The organism is Cedecea neteri (assembly GCF_000757825.1).
GTDB classification, from domain to species: Bacteria; Pseudomonadota; Gammaproteobacteria; order Enterobacterales; family Enterobacteriaceae; genus Cedecea; species Cedecea selenatireducens.
This window is the reverse complement of the sequence record NZ_CP009451.1, coordinates 2,378,430-2,395,393: the sequence shown is the minus strand read 5'-3', so window position 1 is coordinate 2,395,393 and position 16,964 is coordinate 2,378,430. Positions and strand designations below refer to the sequence as shown.

Here is a 16,964-nt window from a genome sequence, read left to right as displayed (position 1 = left end):
AGGTCCAGGGTGCCCGGCTAACGTCGGGCATCACAGAGTGCTAACTCCGACGGGAGCAAATCCGTGAAAGACTTATTAAAGTTTCTGAAAGCGCAAACTAAAACCGAAGAGTTTGATGCGATCAAAATTGCTCTGGCCTCGCCAGACATGATCCGTTCATGGTCTTTCGGTGAAGTTAAAAAGCCGGAAACCATCAACTACCGTACGTTCAAACCTGAGCGTGACGGTCTGTTCTGCGCCCGTATTTTTGGGCCAGTGAAAGACTACGAGTGCCTGTGCGGTAAGTACAAGCGCCTGAAACACCGTGGTGTGATTTGTGAGAAGTGTGGCGTAGAAGTTACCCAGACTAAAGTTCGTCGTGAGCGTATGGGTCACATCGAACTGGCTTCTCCAACTGCCCACATTTGGTTCCTGAAGTCTCTGCCATCTCGTATCGGCCTGCTGCTGGATATGCCGCTGCGTGATATCGAGCGCGTACTGTACTTCGAATCTTATGTTGTTATCGAAGGCGGGATGACCAACCTCGAGCGTCGTCAGATCCTGACTGAAGAGCAGTATCTGGATGCGCTGGAAGAGTTCGGTGACGAATTCGACGCGAAGATGGGTGCGGAAGCTATTCAGGCCCTGCTGAAGAGCATGGATCTGGAGCAAGAGTGTGAAACTCTGCGCGAAGAGCTGAACGAAACCAACTCCGAAACCAAACGTAAAAAGCTGACCAAGCGTATCAAGCTGCTGGAAGCGTTCGTTCAGTCTGGTAACAAACCAGAGTGGATGATCCTGACCGTTCTGCCGGTTCTGCCGCCAGATCTGCGCCCGCTGGTACCGCTGGATGGTGGTCGTTTCGCAACCTCAGATCTGAACGATCTGTACCGTCGCGTTATCAACCGTAACAACCGTCTGAAGCGTCTGCTTGATCTGGCTGCGCCAGACATCATCGTACGTAACGAAAAACGTATGCTGCAGGAAGCGGTAGATGCCCTGCTGGATAACGGCCGTCGCGGTCGTGCCATCACCGGCTCTAACAAACGTCCTCTGAAATCTTTGGCCGACATGATCAAAGGTAAGCAGGGTCGTTTCCGTCAGAACCTGTTGGGTAAACGTGTTGACTACTCCGGTCGTTCTGTTATCACCGTAGGTCCATACCTGCGTCTGCATCAGTGCGGTCTGCCGAAGAAAATGGCACTGGAGCTGTTCAAACCGTTCATCTACGGCAAGCTGGAACTGCGTGGCCTCGCGACCACCATCAAAGCTGCTAAGAAAATGGTTGAGCGTGAAGAAGCTGTCGTTTGGGATATCCTGGACGAAGTTATCCGCGAACACCCGGTACTGCTGAACCGTGCACCAACCCTGCACCGTTTGGGTATCCAGGCATTTGAACCTGTTCTGATCGAAGGTAAAGCTATCCAGCTGCACCCGCTGGTTTGTGCGGCCTATAACGCCGACTTCGATGGTGACCAGATGGCAGTACACGTTCCGCTGACGCTTGAAGCTCAGCTGGAAGCGCGTGCGCTGATGATGTCTACCAACAACATCCTGTCCCCAGCGAACGGCGAGCCAATCATCGTTCCTTCTCAGGACGTTGTATTGGGTCTGTACTACATGACCCGTGACTGTGTTAACGCCAAAGGCGAAGGCATGGTGCTGACTGGCCCTAAAGAAGCTGAGCGTATTTACCGCGCTGGCCTGGCCTCTCTGCATGCGCGCGTTAAAGTGCGTATCACCGAATACGAAAAAGATGCTCAGGGCGCATTCGTTGCGAAAACCAGCCTGATCGACACGACTATTGGTCGTTCGATTCTGTGGATGATCGTACCGAAAGGCCTGCCTTTCTCCATCGTCAACCAGGCGCTGGGTAAAAAGGCAATCTCCAAGATGCTGAACACCTGTTACCGTATTCTGGGCCTGAAACCGACCGTTATTTTTGCGGACCAGACGATGTACACCGGCTTTGCTTATGCAGCGCGTTCAGGTGCATCCGTTGGTATTGATGACATGGTCATCCCGGAGAAAAAATACGAGATCATCTCTGAAGCGGAAGCTGAAGTTGCTGAGATCCAGGAGCAGTTCCAGTCTGGTCTGGTAACCGCTGGCGAACGCTATAACAAAGTTATCGATATCTGGGCTGCGGCGAACGATCGTGTATCCAAAGCGATGATGGACAACCTGCAAACCGAAACCGTGATTAACCGTGACGGCGTCGAAGAGCAGCAGGTTTCCTTCAACAGCATCTACATGATGGCCGACTCCGGTGCGCGTGGTTCTGCAGCACAGATTCGTCAGCTGGCCGGTATGCGTGGTCTGATGGCTAAGCCAGATGGCTCCATCATCGAAACGCCAATCACCGCGAACTTCCGTGAAGGTCTGAACGTACTCCAGTACTTCATCTCCACTCACGGTGCTCGTAAAGGTCTGGCGGATACCGCACTGAAAACAGCGAACTCCGGTTACCTGACTCGTCGTCTGGTTGACGTTGCCCAGGATCTGGTCGTTACTGAAGACGACTGTGGCACCCTGGAAGGCATCACCATGACGCCGGTTATCGAAGGTGGCGACGTTAAAGAGCCGCTGCGTGACCGCGTATTGGGCCGTGTTACCGCTGAAGACATTCTGAAGCCGGGCACTGCTGATATCCTGGTTCCACGCAACACGCTGCTGCACGAGCAGTGGTGTGACCTGCTGGAAGCTAACTCTGTTGACAGCGTGAAAGTACGTTCCGTAGTAGGTTGCGAAACTGACTTTGGCGTATGTGCTCACTGCTACGGTCGCGACCTGGCACGTGGCCACATCATCAACAAAGGTGAAGCTATCGGGGTTATCGCGGCACAGTCCATCGGTGAACCTGGTACACAGCTGACGATGCGTACGTTCCACATCGGTGGTGCTGCATCCCGTTCTGCTGCTGAATCCAGCATTCAGGTTAAGAACAAAGGTAGCATCAAGCTCAGCAACGCGAAGTCGGTTGTGAACTCTACCGGCAAGCTGGTAGTCACTTCCCGTAACACCGAGCTGAAACTGATAGACGAATTCGGTCGTACCAAAGAGAGCTATAAAGTACCTTACGGTGCTGTGATGGCTAAAGGTGATGGCGAGCAGGTTGCCGGCGGTGAAACCGTAGCAAACTGGGATCCGCACACCATGCCGGTTGTCTCGGAAGTTAGTGGTTTCATCCGCTTTACCGATATGATCGACGGCCAGACCATTACTCGTCAGACCGACGAGTTGACCGGTCTGTCTTCTCTGGTCGTTCTGGACTCTGCCGAGCGTACTGCTGGTGGTAAAGACCTGCGTCCAGCGCTGAAAATCGTTGATGCTAAAGGCAATGACGTTCTGATCCCTGGCACCGATATGCCGGCTCAGTACTTCCTGCCGGGTAAAGCGATTGTCCAGCTGGAAGATGGTACTCAGATTCACTCTGGTGACGCCCTGGCGCGTATTCCACAGGAATCCAGCGGTACCAAGGATATTACCGGTGGTCTGCCGCGTGTTGCCGACTTGTTCGAAGCACGTCGTCCGAAAGAGCCTGCGATCCTGGCTGAAATCAGCGGTATTATCTCGTTTGGTAAAGAAACCAAAGGCAAACGCCGCCTGGTTATCTCCCCAATCGACGGCAGCGATGCTTACGAAGAGATGATTCCGAAATGGCGCCAGCTGAACGTGTTCGAAGGTGAACGCGTAGAACGTGGTGACGTGGTTTCCGATGGTCCAGAGTCTCCGCACGACATCTTGCGTTTACGTGGCGTCTATGCTGTTACTCGTTACATCACCAACGAAGTGCAGGACGTTTATCGTCTGCAAGGCGTTAAGATTAACGATAAACACATCGAAGTTATCGTGCGTCAGATGCTGCGTAAAGCGACTATTGTTAACGCTGGCAGCTCCGACTTCCTGGAAGGCGAGCAGGCTGAATACTCCCGCATCAAGATCGCTAACCGCGAACTGGAAGCGAACGGTAAGATTAACGTGTCCTTTGCACGCGATCTGCTGGGTATCACCAAAGCCTCTCTGGCAACCGAGTCCTTCATCTCCGCGGCATCGTTCCAGGAGACAACTCGTGTGCTTACCGAAGCAGCCGTTGCGGGCAAACGCGACGAACTGCGCGGCCTGAAAGAGAACGTTATCGTGGGTCGTCTGATCCCGGCCGGTACCGGTTATGCGTACCACCAGGATCGTATGCGTCGCCGTGCAGCGGGTGAAGTCCCTGCGGCACCTCAGGTGACTGCTGAAGACGCTACTGCCAGCCTGGCAGAGCTGTTGAACGCAGGCCTGGGCGGTAACGACGAGTAATCGCTCGATACGCCTGAAATAAAAAACCCGCTTCGGCGGGTTTTTTTATGCCTGAAACAGGTCTTTTGCTCTGTACCATGGCGACTGAATAACCTGGAATTAATCGCCTTCAACGTTGTTAACACCAGCTTATGACATTTATTCCAAATCATAACTCATGCCATTAACATTATATTCCACATTGCTCATCAATTAATTAACCTTTGATTCCCATCAACCATTTTTCCTTTTTCCTGCCGTTAGGGATGAATGAAATTTCTACATGTATCAAAAAATAAACAATCCAAAATCGATATAGTCAAAAATCTAACTTATTGATTGATAAGTGGGCATATCACATTTCGGGTCATTATCGCCGAGGGGATTGTTTTGCCTGTAAAACGGGCGGCCATGGTGGCAATAAAGTTACTTATGCGGATATGGATCTTATTTAACGGATAGCTTCTGGGGGTTACATGGAATTTGCTCTACAACTTATTATTATTTTAATTTGCCTGTTCTACGGCGCTAAAAAAGGTGGTATTGCACTGGGGTTGCTAGGGGGAATTGGTCTGGTTATCCTGGTGTTTGTTTTTCACCTTAAACCGGGAAAACCTCCCATTGATGTAATGCTTGTCATTATTGCCGTGGTTGCCGCCTCGTCAACGCTGCAAGCTTCCGGTGGTTTAGATGTGATGCTGCAGATTGCCGAAAAGTTGCTGCGACGCAATCCGAAGTATGTTTCCATCGTCGCCCCCTTTGTTACCTGCATCTTGACGATACTTTGTGGCACTGGACACGTGGTCTACACAATTCTGCCGATTATTTATGATGTCGCCATTAAGAATAATATCCGACCTGAGAGACCTATGGCGGCAAGCTCTATCGGTGCCCAGATGGGGATTATTGCCAGCCCGGTCTCCGTCGCGGTTGTATCGCTGGTCGCCATGCTTGGCAACGTTACGTTTAACGGCAGGCATCTGGAGTTCCTTGACCTTCTTGCCATTACTATTCCGTCAACACTATTGGGCATTCTGGCCATCGGCATTTTCAGCTGGTTTCGCGGTAAGGATTTAGATAAAGACGAGACATTCCAGGCCTTTATCTCTGTTCCAGAAAACCATCACTATGTTTACGGCGACACGGCGACTTTACTGCATAAAAAGTTGCCAATGGCCAACTGGATTGCGATGTGGATTTTTCTTGCATCTATCGCGGTGGTTGCTCTGTTAGGCGCTTTTTCAGAGCTCCGACCGATGTTTGAGGGTAAACCACTCTCGATGGTGCTGGTTATTCAGATGTTTATGCTGCTTTCGGGCGCACTGATCATCATCATCACCAAAACGAATCCTGCTTCAATCTCCAAAAATGAGGTATTTCGCTCCGGGATGATAGCCATTGTCGCGGTCTATGGCATTGCATGGATGGCGGAAACCATGTTTGGTGCACACATGTCGGAGATTAAAAGCGTACTAGGGGAGATGGTGAAAGAGTACCCATGGGCATATGCTATCGTTCTGCTGCTGGTTTCTAAGTTTGTCAATTCTCAGGCCGCGGCGCTGGCGGCGATAGTCCCCGTTGCTCTGGCGATCGGCGTCGACCCTGCGTATATCATTGCCTCTGCTCCGGCGTGTTACGGCTACTATATTCTGCCAACTTACCCAAGTGACCTCGCGGCTATTCAATTTGATCGGTCAGGCACCACGCACATCGGTCGTTTTGTAATAAACCATAGTTTTATTCTGCCTGGATTAATCGGCGTGAGTATTTCGTGTGTTTTTGGCTGGATACTTGCCGGGTTATACGGTTTTTTATAACAGACAACAGGCGCCCCGGAGGCGCCTGTCATTAAAAGCGACTATTTCACCAACGGCAGGCGGCGGTAAAGCTCAATCATATCGGTCGCCAGATCCTGAATAACCATCGCGTTCATCAGGTGATCCTGAGAGTGTACGGTAATCAGGTTGACCGGCAGCTTGCCGGAGCCTTCATCCAGGCCAATCAGCTGGGTCTGGATTTTATGTGCGTGTTTAACGAATTCGTGTGATTCTTCCATTGCCTTCTCGGCAGCCTCAAAGTCACCTTTACGTGCCAGCTGCAAAGCAGTCAGGGCCTGGCTACGTGCGCTGCCGGCATTGACCAGCAGTTCCATAATAATCGATTCTAAATCTTCCACATCTTACTCCATCATTTTCAGGGCTTTATCAAGCACCACGTCGCCTTTCATCAGGCCGTAATCCATCATGTCGATAACGACGACTTTTTTACCCAGAGGATCGGCAAGGGCCTGAAGTTTGGCCTGCTCGTATTTCACCTGCGGACCGAGCAGAACGATGTCGGCGCGTTCGATATTCTCTTTAAACTCTGCAACAGGCACAGCCTTGATTGAGACCTCGATGCCTTTCTTTTGTGCGGCATCAACCATACGTTGAACCAGGATGCTGGTCGACATACCGGCAGCACAACACAACACGATATTTTTCATAGTTCGCTCTCAATGTCCGAAGGATACAGAGATATTTATCCGTCAGGAGGGGCGGCAACAACCGCTTTAACCCGATTGTGTGTCAGGTATCACAAAAGAAATCGCAGAAAACTGAAACCGGTTACATTTTTGCTTTTTCTCGAAGAATCAAGACAAGAATTGTGAAGGCGGAGGGGTATGAAGAGATGTCTGTTGCCGCTCCGGTCAGGTATCTTGCTGACCGGAGGGACACTCTTTCATCGTCGGGGCAACAACAATGCCCTGGCGGCGTTTTTACGGTGAATAGCGTAAGTTATCGTTTTCCTTGCGGCGTGTTACATCAGGTTCGCGCACTCCTTCCCAAAAAGTGATCCCAGTCCTTCCAGACCGGCTGTAAACCCGAGTTGCGAAGCACGGCGGCAACTTCCTGCGGTGTTCTGCCATCGTGCGGCGCAAACTGTTCCAGTTCGGGGTGATTATCGGCATAGCCGCCCGGCTGAGTTTTTGAAAATGCGCTGACGTTATTAATCGCCAGTGGGATCACGTGGTCGCGGAACCACGGCGATTCTCGAGTTGAAAGCGACAGTTCCACGTCCGGCGCAAGCAGACGAAACGCGCAGATTACCTGCACCAGCTGCTGTTCGGTCATGATAGAGGCGGGTTCCACGCCGCCGGTGCACGGACGCAGGCGAGGGAAGGAGATGGAATAGCGACTTTGCCAGTAGTGCTGCTGTAGCCAAAGCAGGTGTTCAGCCACCATGAAGCAGTCGGTGCGCCAGCTGTTCGACAGGCCAATCAGCGCGCCCAGCCCAATTTTATCTATGCCTGCGCGCCCAAGCCTGTCGGGTGTTTCCAGCCGCCAGAAAAAGTCCTGTTTGTTGCCTTTCAGATGATGCTCCGCGTAGGTCGCCGGATGATAGGTTTCCTGATAAACCATCACGCCGTCGAGTCCGAGCGTTTTTAGCTCCGCATACTCATGCTCGTCCAGCGGCTGAACTTCCATCTGCAGCGAGCTAAAGCGACGGCGGATGGCCGGCAGATGCTGGCGGAAATAGTCCATGCCGACTTTGGTCTGATGTTCGCCGGTGACCAGCAAAAGGTGTTCAAAGCCTAGCGCCCGGATAGCCGCGCATTCACGCTCAATCTCTGCTTCATCCAGCGTTTTGCGTTTCAACTTGTTGCTCATGGAAAAGCCGCAGTAAGTGCAGTCGTTGGCGCACAGGTTGGAGAGATAAAGCGGCACGTAAAAGCTCACGGTGTTGCCGAAACGCTGGCGCGTAAGCTGCTGCGCTCGCTGAGCCAGAGACTCCAGATAAAGGCCGGCGGCGGGCGAGAGCAAAGCCATCAAACCTTCTCGTGTCAGGCGAGGTGAGTTAATCGCTCGTTCGACGTCTGCCGCCGTCTTAGCGTTAATGCTCAGAGTGATATCGTCCCAGTCCAGCTGCCGCCAGCGGTCGGTAAAGGTTTCTGCCATCAGGCATTCTCCTCGCTAAACTGCAGGAAGCTGGTTAGCGGGCTGGAAGCCTGTGCCTGCTGGTGGCGTGAGCCTAACCCGGACTGCGCTGCAAGGTGCCCGGCTTCGACGGCCAGGCGGAAAGCCTGAGCCATTTGCACCGGGTCACGGGCGACGGCTATTGCGGTATTCACCAGCACGGCCGAGGTGCCCATTTCCAACGCTTCGGCTGCATGGCTTGGCGCGCCGATCCCGGCATCTACCACCACCGGCACTCGAGATTGCTCAATGATTATCTCCAGCAGGGCGCGGGTTTGCAGGCCCTGGTTTGAACCGATAGGCGCGCCGAGCGGCATCACGGCCGCGCAGCCGGCTTCTTCCAGGCGTTTGCACAGTACCGGATCGGCACCGCAGTAAGGCAGCACCACGAATCCCTGCTTCACCAGGGCTTCTGCGGCTTTCAGCGTTTCAATGGGATCCGGCAATAAATAGCGAACGTCGGGATGGATTTCCAGCTTCACCCAGTTTGTGCCGAGCGCCTCACGTGCCAACTGGGCGGCAAAAATAGCTTCTTCAGCGGTCTTAGCGCCGGAAGTATTTGGCAGCAGATGCACACCTGCCTGTTTAAGCGGCAGAAGAATGTCATCGTTATGGCCACGCAGGTCCACGCGCTTCATCGCCATGGTGACCAGCTGTGAGCCAGAGGTGCGAATCGCGTCGATCATCACCTGGCTGGAAGAGAATTTCCCGGTCCCGGTGAACAGGCGTGAGGAAAAAGTTTTATCGGCAATCTGTAACATGTCAGCCCCCGGCAATCGCCTGAAACAGCAGAATAGTGTCGCCCTCGCGCAGCAGGTAATTGCTCCACTGTTCGCGCGGGATAATGGTTTGGTTAACGGCCAGCGCAGCACCTGCTTTGCCCTGCTCAAGCTGAGCCAGCAGGGTGGCGAGCGTCATACCTTCCGTACATTCCAGAGGCTCATCGTTAAACTGAATGCGCATCGCGACCTCCGCAAACAGGGCAGGTCATCGATTTTTGCATCGCCAGCGTGCGCCAGCTGTGCTGTCGGGCGTCAAAGAGGCGAAGAGAGCCGGTTGCAGGCACCATGCCGGTAAGCAATTTGATGGCTTCCAGCGCCTGAAGCGTACCCATCACGCCCACGACCGGGCCGATAACGCCAGAGGTGCGGCAGTTGCGTTCGGGTTCACTCTCATCAGGCCAGACGCAGCGGTAACAGCCATGTTCCCAGGGCGGGGTTAGCACCATCATCTGGCCGCCAAAACCTACGGCGCTGGCGGCGATCAGCGGTGTATTCGCGGCCACGCAGGCGGCGTTGACCGCCTGCCGGGTTGCCATATTGTCGCTGCAATCCAGCACTACATCGGCTTCGTTTACGGCCTTCACCAGCGAAGAGCCCGCTAGCCTTTCTGCCAGCGGCACAATGTTTACGCCCGGATTCAGGCGCTGCAAATGCTGGTGGGCGACGGTAGATTTAGGGCGATCGATATCTTCAGAAGTGAACAAAATCTGGCGCTGGAGGTTGCTGATATGCACCGTGTCATCGTCCGCGATGATAAGTTTGCCGACGCCCGCGGCGGCGAGATACAGCGCAGCAGGCGAACCTAACCCGCCAAGGCCGACGACCAGCACCGTGCTGGACAGCAGTTTTTCCTGCCCTTCAATGGCCACATCCTCCAGCAACAGCTGGCGGCTGTAGCGCATAAAATCCGCGTCATTCATCGCCGGTTCCTGCCAGTTCGAGTAATTTCGCCGTGGCAGCACGCCAGTCCGGAGCCTGAGTAATCGCGCTGACGACGGCAACGCTGCCAACCCCGGTCGCTAAAACGGCAGGTACTCGATCGATACTTATCCCGCCGATGGCAACGGTGGAATAGTCGCCCAAAGTTTGAATGTGTTCTGCCAGCTTATTCAGTCCCTGTGGGGAAGAGGGCATCTGCTTGGTTTGGGTGGGAAAGACATGGCCCAGCGCGATGTAGGACGGATTAGCGCTTAACGCGCGATCCATTTCCATGTTGTCGTGGGTAGAAAGCCCAAGGCGAAGCCCGGCTTCGCTTATCGCCGTCAGGTTAGCCACGTCCATATCTTCCTGGCCGAGGTGCACGCCGTAGGCGCCATGTTTGATGGCCAGTCGCCAGTAGTCGTTGATGAACAAGCGGGCGTTATAGCGCTCACCCAGCGCAATAGCTGCGATGACGTCGGCTTCGACTTCTTCGTCATGCTTGTCTTTAATACGGAGCTGAATAGTTTTGACGCCCGCGCCTAGCAGACGTTCGATCCATGCCACGCTGTCGACGACCGGGTAAAGGCCAAGCCTGCGTGACGTGGCTGGAAATGTGAGTTTTGACATTATGCTTCCTCCTGTCTGAGATAAATTTCACCGCCCCGGGCGCGAAAGTCCTGGGACATCTCTTCCATACCTGCGTCTATCGCCTGTTTTGCGGCGTAGTCCCGCACTTCCTGCGTGATTTTCATTGAGCAAAATTTAGGGCCGCACATAGAGCAAAAATGTGCGACTTTGCCGGATTCCTGCGGCAGGGTTTCATCGTGGTAAGCGCGAGCGGTGAAGGGATCGAGCGCCAGGTTGAACTGGTCTTCCCAGCGGAATTCAAAGCGTGCTTTGGACATCGCGTTATCGCGGATTTGTGCGCCAGGATGACCTTTGGCCAGGTCAGCGGCGTGGGCGGCAATCTTGTAGGTAATCAGCCCCTGTTTAACGTCCTCTTTGTTCGGCAGGCCAAGATGCTCCTTCGGCGTCACGTAGCAGAGCATGGCGCAGCCAAACCAGCCGATCATGGCGGCGCCAATGCCGGAGGTGAAATGATCGTAGCCCGGCGCGATATCGGTCGTTAGCGGGCCGAGGGTGTAGAAAGGCGCTTCGTGGCAATGCTCCAGCTCTTCGGTCATGTTGCGGCGAATCATCTGCATCGGCACGTGGCCCGGGCCTTCAATCATCACCTGGACGTCATACTCCCAGGCGATTTTGGTCAGCTCGCCCAGCGTATGCAGCTCGGCAAACTGCGCTTCGTCGTTGGCATCCTGTATTGAACCGGGGCGTAAACCATCGCCCAGCGAAAGTGAAACGTCGTAGGCGGCGCAGATCTCGCAAATCTCGCGGAAGTGCTCGTACAGGAAATTTTCCTGATGATGGGACAGGCACCACTTCGCCATAATCGACCCACCGCGCGACACGATGCCGGTCAGGCGTTTCGCCGTCATCGGCACGTAGCGCAGCAGCACGCCCGCGTGAATAGTGAAGTAATCCACGCCTTGCTCTGCCTGTTCCAGCAACGTGTCGCGGAATATTTCCCAGTTCAGGTCTTCGGCGATGCCGTTAACCTTCTCCAGCGCCTGGTAAATCGGCACCGTGCCAATGGGCACCGGGCTGTTGCGCAGGATCCATTCCCGCGTTTCGTGAATATAGCGGCCGGTCGAGAGATCCATCACCGTATCGGCACCCCAGCGGGTGGCCCACACCAGCTTCTCCACCTCTTCTTCAATAGAGGACGTGACCGCCGAATTGCCGATATTGGCGTTCACCTTCACCAGGAAGTTGCGGCCGATAATCATTGGCTCTGATTCAGGGTGGTTGATATTGGCGGGAATAATCGCTCGGCCGGCGGCGACTTCATCGCGCACGAACTCCGGCGAGATGTTTTCCGGCAGCCTTGCGCCGAAGCCTTCGCCCGGATGCTGGTGGCGCAGGACCTCATCGCGGATGCGTTCGCGCCCCATATTTTCGCGAATGGCTATGAACTCCATCTCCGGGGTGACAATGCCTTGCCGGGCGTAATGCAGCTGGGTGACACATTTTCCCGCTGCCGCCCTACGGGGCGCTAGCTGAGTTTCAAAGCGCAGCTCGTCCAGGCCGTCGTCGGCCAGACGTGCTTTTGTATAAGCTGAGCTGCGTTCATCCAGCGTTTCGCTGTCACGGCGTTCGGCAATCCAGGCGCTGCGAAGAGGGGAAAGTCCGCTTAACACGTTTATAGCGATTGCGGGGTCGCCATAAGGGCCAGACGTATCGTAGACGGGGACAGCATCGTTCGGCTGATATTGAGGAGTATCATTGTTGCCGCCGGTGAGCGTCGGGCTGAGCTGAATTTCCCGCATTGGGACGCGGATATCTTCGCGTGATCCGGTCAGATAGATGCGCCGGGAGTTGGGGAAGGCGGTGCCTTCAAGCGTATTGATAAAGTGTTGGGCGGCTGCACGCTGTTCGCGTCGGCCCGGTTTTTTTTCAGATGCAGACATAGCTCATTCCAGGTTTCATCAGGATATGGCTTGTCAGGACAACGGAAGGAGTAATGGATATGGGCCGCCCACAAACGGGTGCACCAAAGAAAGAATTACTCTTGTTCCCTTCGCAGGTTCTAACCTGATCAGGTTCCGCGGATCCCGAATTAACGGTCTCAGCCGGTGCATAACGCACTCGGCACTCCGACAAGAATGATCCCACCTCGCGGTGGGAAAGTTGTAAATTACTCGTTAATAGCTAACAACTCAAGCTGGACTTGCCAGCCCGGCCGCATCGCTGGCGCTGCCGTCCAGGTTGTTATCGATAGCCAACAGGACTAACTTATCTTCAAGGGTGAAGCGGGCCTCAAGGCACTCGCCTATCTCCGATAATGCCTGCTGAAACTCGACCCAGCTGTCGCGGCCGATGGCGTTTTCGAGATGCGAGTCGTAGAGGTCCATTATCTGTTGGGTATTGGCTTCCAGTTGAGGATAAAGCTGTGCCGCGCTCAGCAGCGGGCTGCCGCCTTCCAGGTTGCTGATAATGCGCTCGTAAATACTAAAATGGCCGGAAGAGAGATAATCCACCAGGCCGTGGCAAAAATTATCTAACGCTTTTTCGTCGAGCGCGGTGTGGGATTCCTTGTTAGGCTTGATCCCGACCATGTTGTAATAGGCAACCAACAGGTGTTTACGAGCCTGAAGCCACTGGTCAACTAACTCATTACTACCACCAACGCGCTCAGTCAGATTGGCTAACTGGTTCAGCATGATTGAGACTCCGTGAGTTAAAAGATTGAACGCAAACTAACCCAAAAAAGTAAAAACTAATTGTTTATATCAGTGAACACGGGGATGTGCACCAGGTTATGGAACGTGTTATTCAAAACTTAGATCATGGTTGGTGGATAGTCAGCCATGAGCAGAAAATATGGTTGCCGCAGGGTGACTTACCTCACGGCAGCGCCGCCGAATTTCAGCTTACAGGCTGCCACGCCCTGGACATCGGGGAATGGGAAGGCGAACCGGTATGGCTGATACGAGAACCGCGCCGCACGGACATGGGCTCGCTGCGCCAGCTGCTGGACCGTGATGTTGGCCTGTTTCAGCTCGCCGGAAGGGGTGTTCAACTGGCCGAGTTTTACCGCTCGCATAAATATTGCGGCTACTGCGGCCATGAAATGCACTTCAGCAAAAGCGAATGGGCGATGCTCTGCGGCCACTGCCGGGAACGCTATTACCCGCAAATCGCCCCCTGCATTATCGTTGCTATCCGTAAGGACGATCATATCCTGCTGGCTCAGCATACGCGCCACCGCAACGGCGTTTACACCGTGCTGGCCGGATTTGTCGAAGTGGGTGAAACGCTGGAGCAGGCTGTGGCTCGCGAAGTCATGGAAGAGAGCAGCATTCAGGTGAAAAACCTGCGCTACGTGACCTCCCAGCCCTGGCCTTTCCCCCAGTCGCTGATGACCGCATTTATGGCGGATTACCATAGCGGCGAAATCAAAATAGATCCCAAAGAGCTGCTGGATGCCAGCTGGTATCGCTATGACCAACTGCCGCTATTGCCACCGCCGGGCACCGTGGCGCGCCGCTTAATTGAAGATACCGTTGCCCTGTGTCGCGCGGACTATGAATGATAGACTGCGGCGATACAGCTAAAGGAAAGGTAAAAATGACTGAACTGAAGAACGATCGTTACCTGCGCGCCCTGCAGCGCTTGCCGGTAGATATCACTCCGGTATGGATGATGCGCCAGGCCGGGCGTTATTTGCCGGAATATAAGGCAACGCGCGCTCAGGCCGGCGATTTTATGTCGCTGTGCAAAAACGCCGAGCTGGCCTGCGAAGTCACCCTGCAACCGCTGCGTCGGTATGCGCTTGATGCGGCGATCCTCTTCTCGGACATTTTGACCATTCCAGACGCAATGGGGCTTGGGCTGTACTTTGAAGCCGGTGAAGGCCCGCGCTTTAGCTCCCCAATTAAAAGCCTGGCCGATGTTCAAAAGCTGCCGATTCCAGACCCGGAAGGCGAGCTGGCTTACGTGATGAACGCGGTGCGTACCATTCGCCGCGAGCTGAAAGGCGAAGTCCCGCTGATTGGCTTCTCCGGCAGCCCGTGGACGCTGGCCACCTATATGGTGGAAGGCGGCAGCAGCAAAGCGTTTACCGTGATTAAGAAAATGATGTTTGCCGAGCCAAAAGCGCTGCATCTGCTGCTGGATAAGCTGGCACAGAGCGTGACGCTCTACCTGAACGCGCAAATCCGCGCGGGCGCGCAGTCGGTGATGATCTTCGATACCTGGGGCGGCGTGCTTAGCGGCCGTGACTACAAAGAATTCTCGCTTTACTACATGCACAAAATCGTCGACGGCCTGCTGCGTGAAAACGACGGTCGCCGTGTGCCGGTGACGCTGTTCACCAAAGGCGGCGGTCAGTGGCTTGAAGCCATGGCGGAAACCGGCTGCGACGCGCTGGGCCTGGACTGGACGACGGACATAGCCGACGCTCGCCGTCGCGTAGGTCATAAAGTCGCTCTGCAGGGTAATATGGATCCTTCCATGCTTTACGCTCAGCCTGCACGTATCGAAGAAGAAGTTGCCACTATTCTTGCCGGCTTCGGCCAGGGAGAAGGGCACGTCTTTAACCTGGGCCACGGTATTCATCAGGATGTTCCGCCGGAGCATGCAGGCGTCTTTGTGGAAGCGGTGCATCGCCTGTCGGCGCAATATCATCGCGCTTAAGGAAAAAGAGGGATGGATCTCGCAGCATTACGAGAGCAGCAGCTGGATCTGGCCGCAAAGGTGATCCGCGAGGATCGCCTTGACCAGGATCCGCCGCGTTTGATCGCCGGGGCCGATGTGGGGTTTGAACAAAGCGGAGACGTCACCCGCGCGGCCTTCGTTTTGTTGAGCTATCCGTCCCTTGATCTGGTTGAATATCAGGTGGCGAGAATGGCTACCGCCATGCCCTATATCCCCGGTTTTTTATCTTTTCGAGAATACCCTGCGCTGCTTGAAGCGTGGAGTATGCTTTCGCAGAAACCCGATCTGGTGTTTGTGGACGGGCACGGCATCTCGCATCCCCGCCGTTTAGGCGTAGCCAGCCATTTTGGGCTGCTGGTGGACGTGCCAACTATCGGCGTAGCGAAAAAGCGGCTGTGCGGAAAGTTTGCACCGCTGGGCGACGAGCCGGGCGCTCGTGCGCCGTTGATGGACAAAGGCGAACAGCTGGCGTGGGTCTGGCGCAGTAAAAAACGCTGTAACCCGTTGTTTGTTTCTACCGGGCACCGAGTGAGCCTCGACGGCGCGTTAACATGGGTTGAGCGCTGTATGGCGGGCTACCGTCTGCCGGAGCCGACCCGCTGGGCCGATGCCGTCGCCTCCGGGCGTCCGGCCTTTAAGCGCCTGCAAGCAATTGGCAGGTGATTCAGGTAAACTGCCGCTAATTTTCCGTCTTTGAGACACCGTCATGTTACAGAACCCAATTCATTTACGCCTGGAGAAGCTCGAAAGCTGGCAGCACGTCACCTTTATGGCCTCTCTGTGCGAGCGTATGTACCCGAACTACGCCATGTTTTGCCAGCAAACCGGCTTTGGTGATGCCCAGCTTTATCGCAAGATCCTCGACCTGATTTGGGAAACCCAAACGGTGAAAGACGCCAAAGTGAACTTTGATAGCCAGTTGGAAAAACTTGAAGAGGCAATTCCTGCGGCTGACGACTATGATATTTACGGTGTCTATCCGGCGATTGACGCTTGCGTGGCGCTGAGTGAGCTTGTCCATTCTCGTCTCTCAGGTGAAACGCTGGAGCACGCAATCGAAGTCAGTAAATGTTCAATCACTTCGGTGGCGATGCTGGAAATGACTCAGGCCGGTCGTGAAATGACCGACGAGGAGTTGAGAGCAAACCCGGCGGTAGAAGAGGAATGGGACATTCAGTGGGAGATTTTCCGACTGCTGGCGGACTGCGAAGAACGCGATATTGAGCTCATTAAAGGGCTTCGTGCTGACCTCCGTGAGGCCGGCATCAGTAATATCGGTATAAATTTGCAGCAATAAGACAGTAAAACGTGACATACAGTCTGATTTGTCCTCCCTGGAGGCTTCCAATTAACCCCCCGTCTGGTCTACATTTGTGGGGCGAATAAAAGTGGCTGTCGGTGCGTGTATGCAGGAGAGTGCTTTTTATGCATTTCCGTCGCACTCGATGCTTAGCAAGCGATAAACACATTGTAAGGATAACTTATGAACAAGACTCAACTGATTGATGTAATTGCTGACAAGGCTGACCTGTCTAAAGCACAGGCTAAAGCTGCTCTGGAATCCACTCTGGCTGCAATTACTGAGTCTCTGAAAGAAGGTGATGCTGTACAACTGGTTGGTTTCGGTACCTTCAAGGTGAACCACCGTGCTGAGCGCACTGGCCGCAACCCGCAGACCGGTAATGAAATCAAAATTGCTGCTGCTAACGTGCCGGCATTTGTTTCTGGTAAAGCACTGAAAGACGCGGTTAAGTAAGTTAACGCG

16 protein-coding genes and 1 riboswitch are annotated in these 16,964 nt (G+C 54.2%); of the genes, 7 read left to right on the top strand and 9 right to left on the bottom strand.

The window, feature by feature from the left end:
• The first annotated feature begins 63 nt into the window (after positions 1-63).
• Positions 64-4,284 carry a DNA-directed RNA polymerase subunit beta' gene (gene rpoC, locus JT31_RS11035; protein WP_038476785.1) on the top strand — a complete coding sequence of 1,407 codons (4,221 nt, stop codon included), beginning with the start codon at positions 64-66 and terminating at the stop codon, positions 4,282-4,284.
• A 455-nt stretch (positions 4,285-4,739) separates the two neighbouring features.
• Positions 4,740-6,080, top strand: a complete 1,341-nt coding sequence (locus JT31_RS11030) for an anaerobic C4-dicarboxylate transporter (protein ID WP_038476783.1) — start codon at positions 4,740-4,742, stop codon at positions 6,078-6,080.
• Positions 6,081-6,121: 41 nt separating this feature from the next.
• On the opposite strand, the gene JT31_RS11025 is transcribed toward JT31_RS11030, so the two are convergent.
• The 9 genes from JT31_RS11025 to JT31_RS10985 form a co-directional block, all read right to left on the bottom strand.
• On the bottom strand, positions 6,122-6,439 hold the full coding sequence (locus tag JT31_RS11025; protein ID WP_038476782.1) for a PTS lactose/cellobiose transporter subunit IIA: 318 nt from the start codon (positions 6,437-6,439) through the stop codon (positions 6,122-6,124).
• A gap of 3 nt (positions 6,440-6,442) precedes the next feature.
• Positions 6,443-6,748 carry a PTS sugar transporter subunit IIB gene (locus JT31_RS11020; RefSeq protein WP_038476780.1) on the bottom strand — a complete coding sequence of 102 codons (306 nt, stop codon included), beginning with the start codon at positions 6,746-6,748 and terminating at the stop codon, positions 6,443-6,445.
• Between the two features lie 319 nt (positions 6,749-7,067).
• Positions 7,068-8,201 (bottom strand): 2-iminoacetate synthase ThiH, encoded by a 1,134-nt coding sequence (thiH, locus tag JT31_RS11015; RefSeq protein WP_038476778.1) that lies wholly within the window; start codon positions 8,199-8,201, stop codon positions 7,068-7,070.
• On the bottom strand, positions 8,201-8,980 hold the full coding sequence (gene thiG / locus JT31_RS11010; protein ID WP_038476776.1) for a thiazole synthase: 780 nt from the start codon (positions 8,978-8,980) through the stop codon (positions 8,201-8,203). The genes thiH and thiG overlap by 1 nt, the downstream gene beginning before the upstream one ends.
• Before the next feature lies 1 nt (position 8,981).
• A complete protein-coding gene (gene thiS / locus JT31_RS11005) occupies positions 8,982-9,182 on the bottom strand; it encodes a sulfur carrier protein ThiS (RefSeq protein WP_038476774.1) in 201 nt (66 codons plus the stop codon).
• Positions 9,166-9,921 (bottom strand): HesA/MoeB/ThiF family protein, encoded by a 756-nt coding sequence (locus JT31_RS11000; protein WP_038476772.1) that lies wholly within the window; start codon positions 9,919-9,921, stop codon positions 9,166-9,168. The genes thiS and JT31_RS11000 overlap by 17 nt, the downstream gene beginning before the upstream one ends.
• Positions 9,914-10,549, bottom strand: a complete 636-nt coding sequence (gene thiE / locus JT31_RS10995; RefSeq protein ID WP_038476770.1) for a thiamine phosphate synthase — start codon at positions 10,547-10,549, stop codon at positions 9,914-9,916. Before thiE ends, JT31_RS11000 begins: the two co-directional genes overlap by 8 nt.
• Positions 10,549-12,450 (bottom strand): phosphomethylpyrimidine synthase ThiC, encoded by a 1,902-nt coding sequence (gene thiC / locus JT31_RS10990; protein ID WP_038476768.1) that lies wholly within the window; start codon positions 12,448-12,450, stop codon positions 10,549-10,551. The genes thiE and thiC overlap by 1 nt, the downstream gene beginning before the upstream one ends.
• Before the next feature lie 88 nt (positions 12,451-12,538).
• A riboswitch (TPP riboswitch) is annotated at positions 12,539-12,649 on the bottom strand.
• Between the two features lie 50 nt (positions 12,650-12,699).
• Positions 12,700-13,203: an Rsd/AlgQ family anti-sigma factor gene (locus JT31_RS10985; RefSeq protein ID WP_038476766.1), complete on the bottom strand. Its 504-nt coding sequence runs from the start codon at positions 13,201-13,203 to the stop codon at positions 12,700-12,702.
• A 98-nt stretch (positions 13,204-13,301) separates the two neighbouring features.
• Here JT31_RS10985 and nudC point away from each other — a divergent pair, with 98 nt between their 5' ends.
• The 5 genes from nudC (at position 13,302) to hupA (ending at position 16,955) form a co-directional block, all read left to right on the top strand.
• On the top strand, positions 13,302-14,075 hold the full coding sequence (nudC, locus tag JT31_RS10980; protein ID WP_038476764.1) for an NAD(+) diphosphatase: 774 nt from the start codon (positions 13,302-13,304) through the stop codon (positions 14,073-14,075).
• Positions 14,076-14,110: 35 nt separating this feature from the next.
• Positions 14,111-15,178: a uroporphyrinogen decarboxylase gene (gene hemE / locus JT31_RS10975; RefSeq protein WP_038476762.1), complete on the top strand. Its 1,068-nt coding sequence runs from the start codon at positions 14,111-14,113 to the stop codon at positions 15,176-15,178.
• Positions 15,179-15,190: 12 nt separating this feature from the next.
• Positions 15,191-15,862: a deoxyribonuclease V gene (gene nfi / locus JT31_RS10970; RefSeq protein ID WP_038476760.1), complete on the top strand. Its 672-nt coding sequence runs from the start codon at positions 15,191-15,193 to the stop codon at positions 15,860-15,862.
• A 43-nt stretch (positions 15,863-15,905) separates the two neighbouring features.
• A complete protein-coding gene (locus tag JT31_RS10965) occupies positions 15,906-16,496 on the top strand; it encodes a YjaG family protein (protein WP_038476758.1) in 591 nt (196 codons plus the stop codon).
• Positions 16,497-16,682: 186 nt separating this feature from the next.
• Positions 16,683-16,955 (top strand): nucleoid-associated protein HU-alpha, encoded by a 273-nt coding sequence (hupA, locus tag JT31_RS10960; protein ID WP_004097675.1) that lies wholly within the window; start codon positions 16,683-16,685, stop codon positions 16,953-16,955.
• Positions 16,956-16,964: the final 9 nt, after the last annotated feature.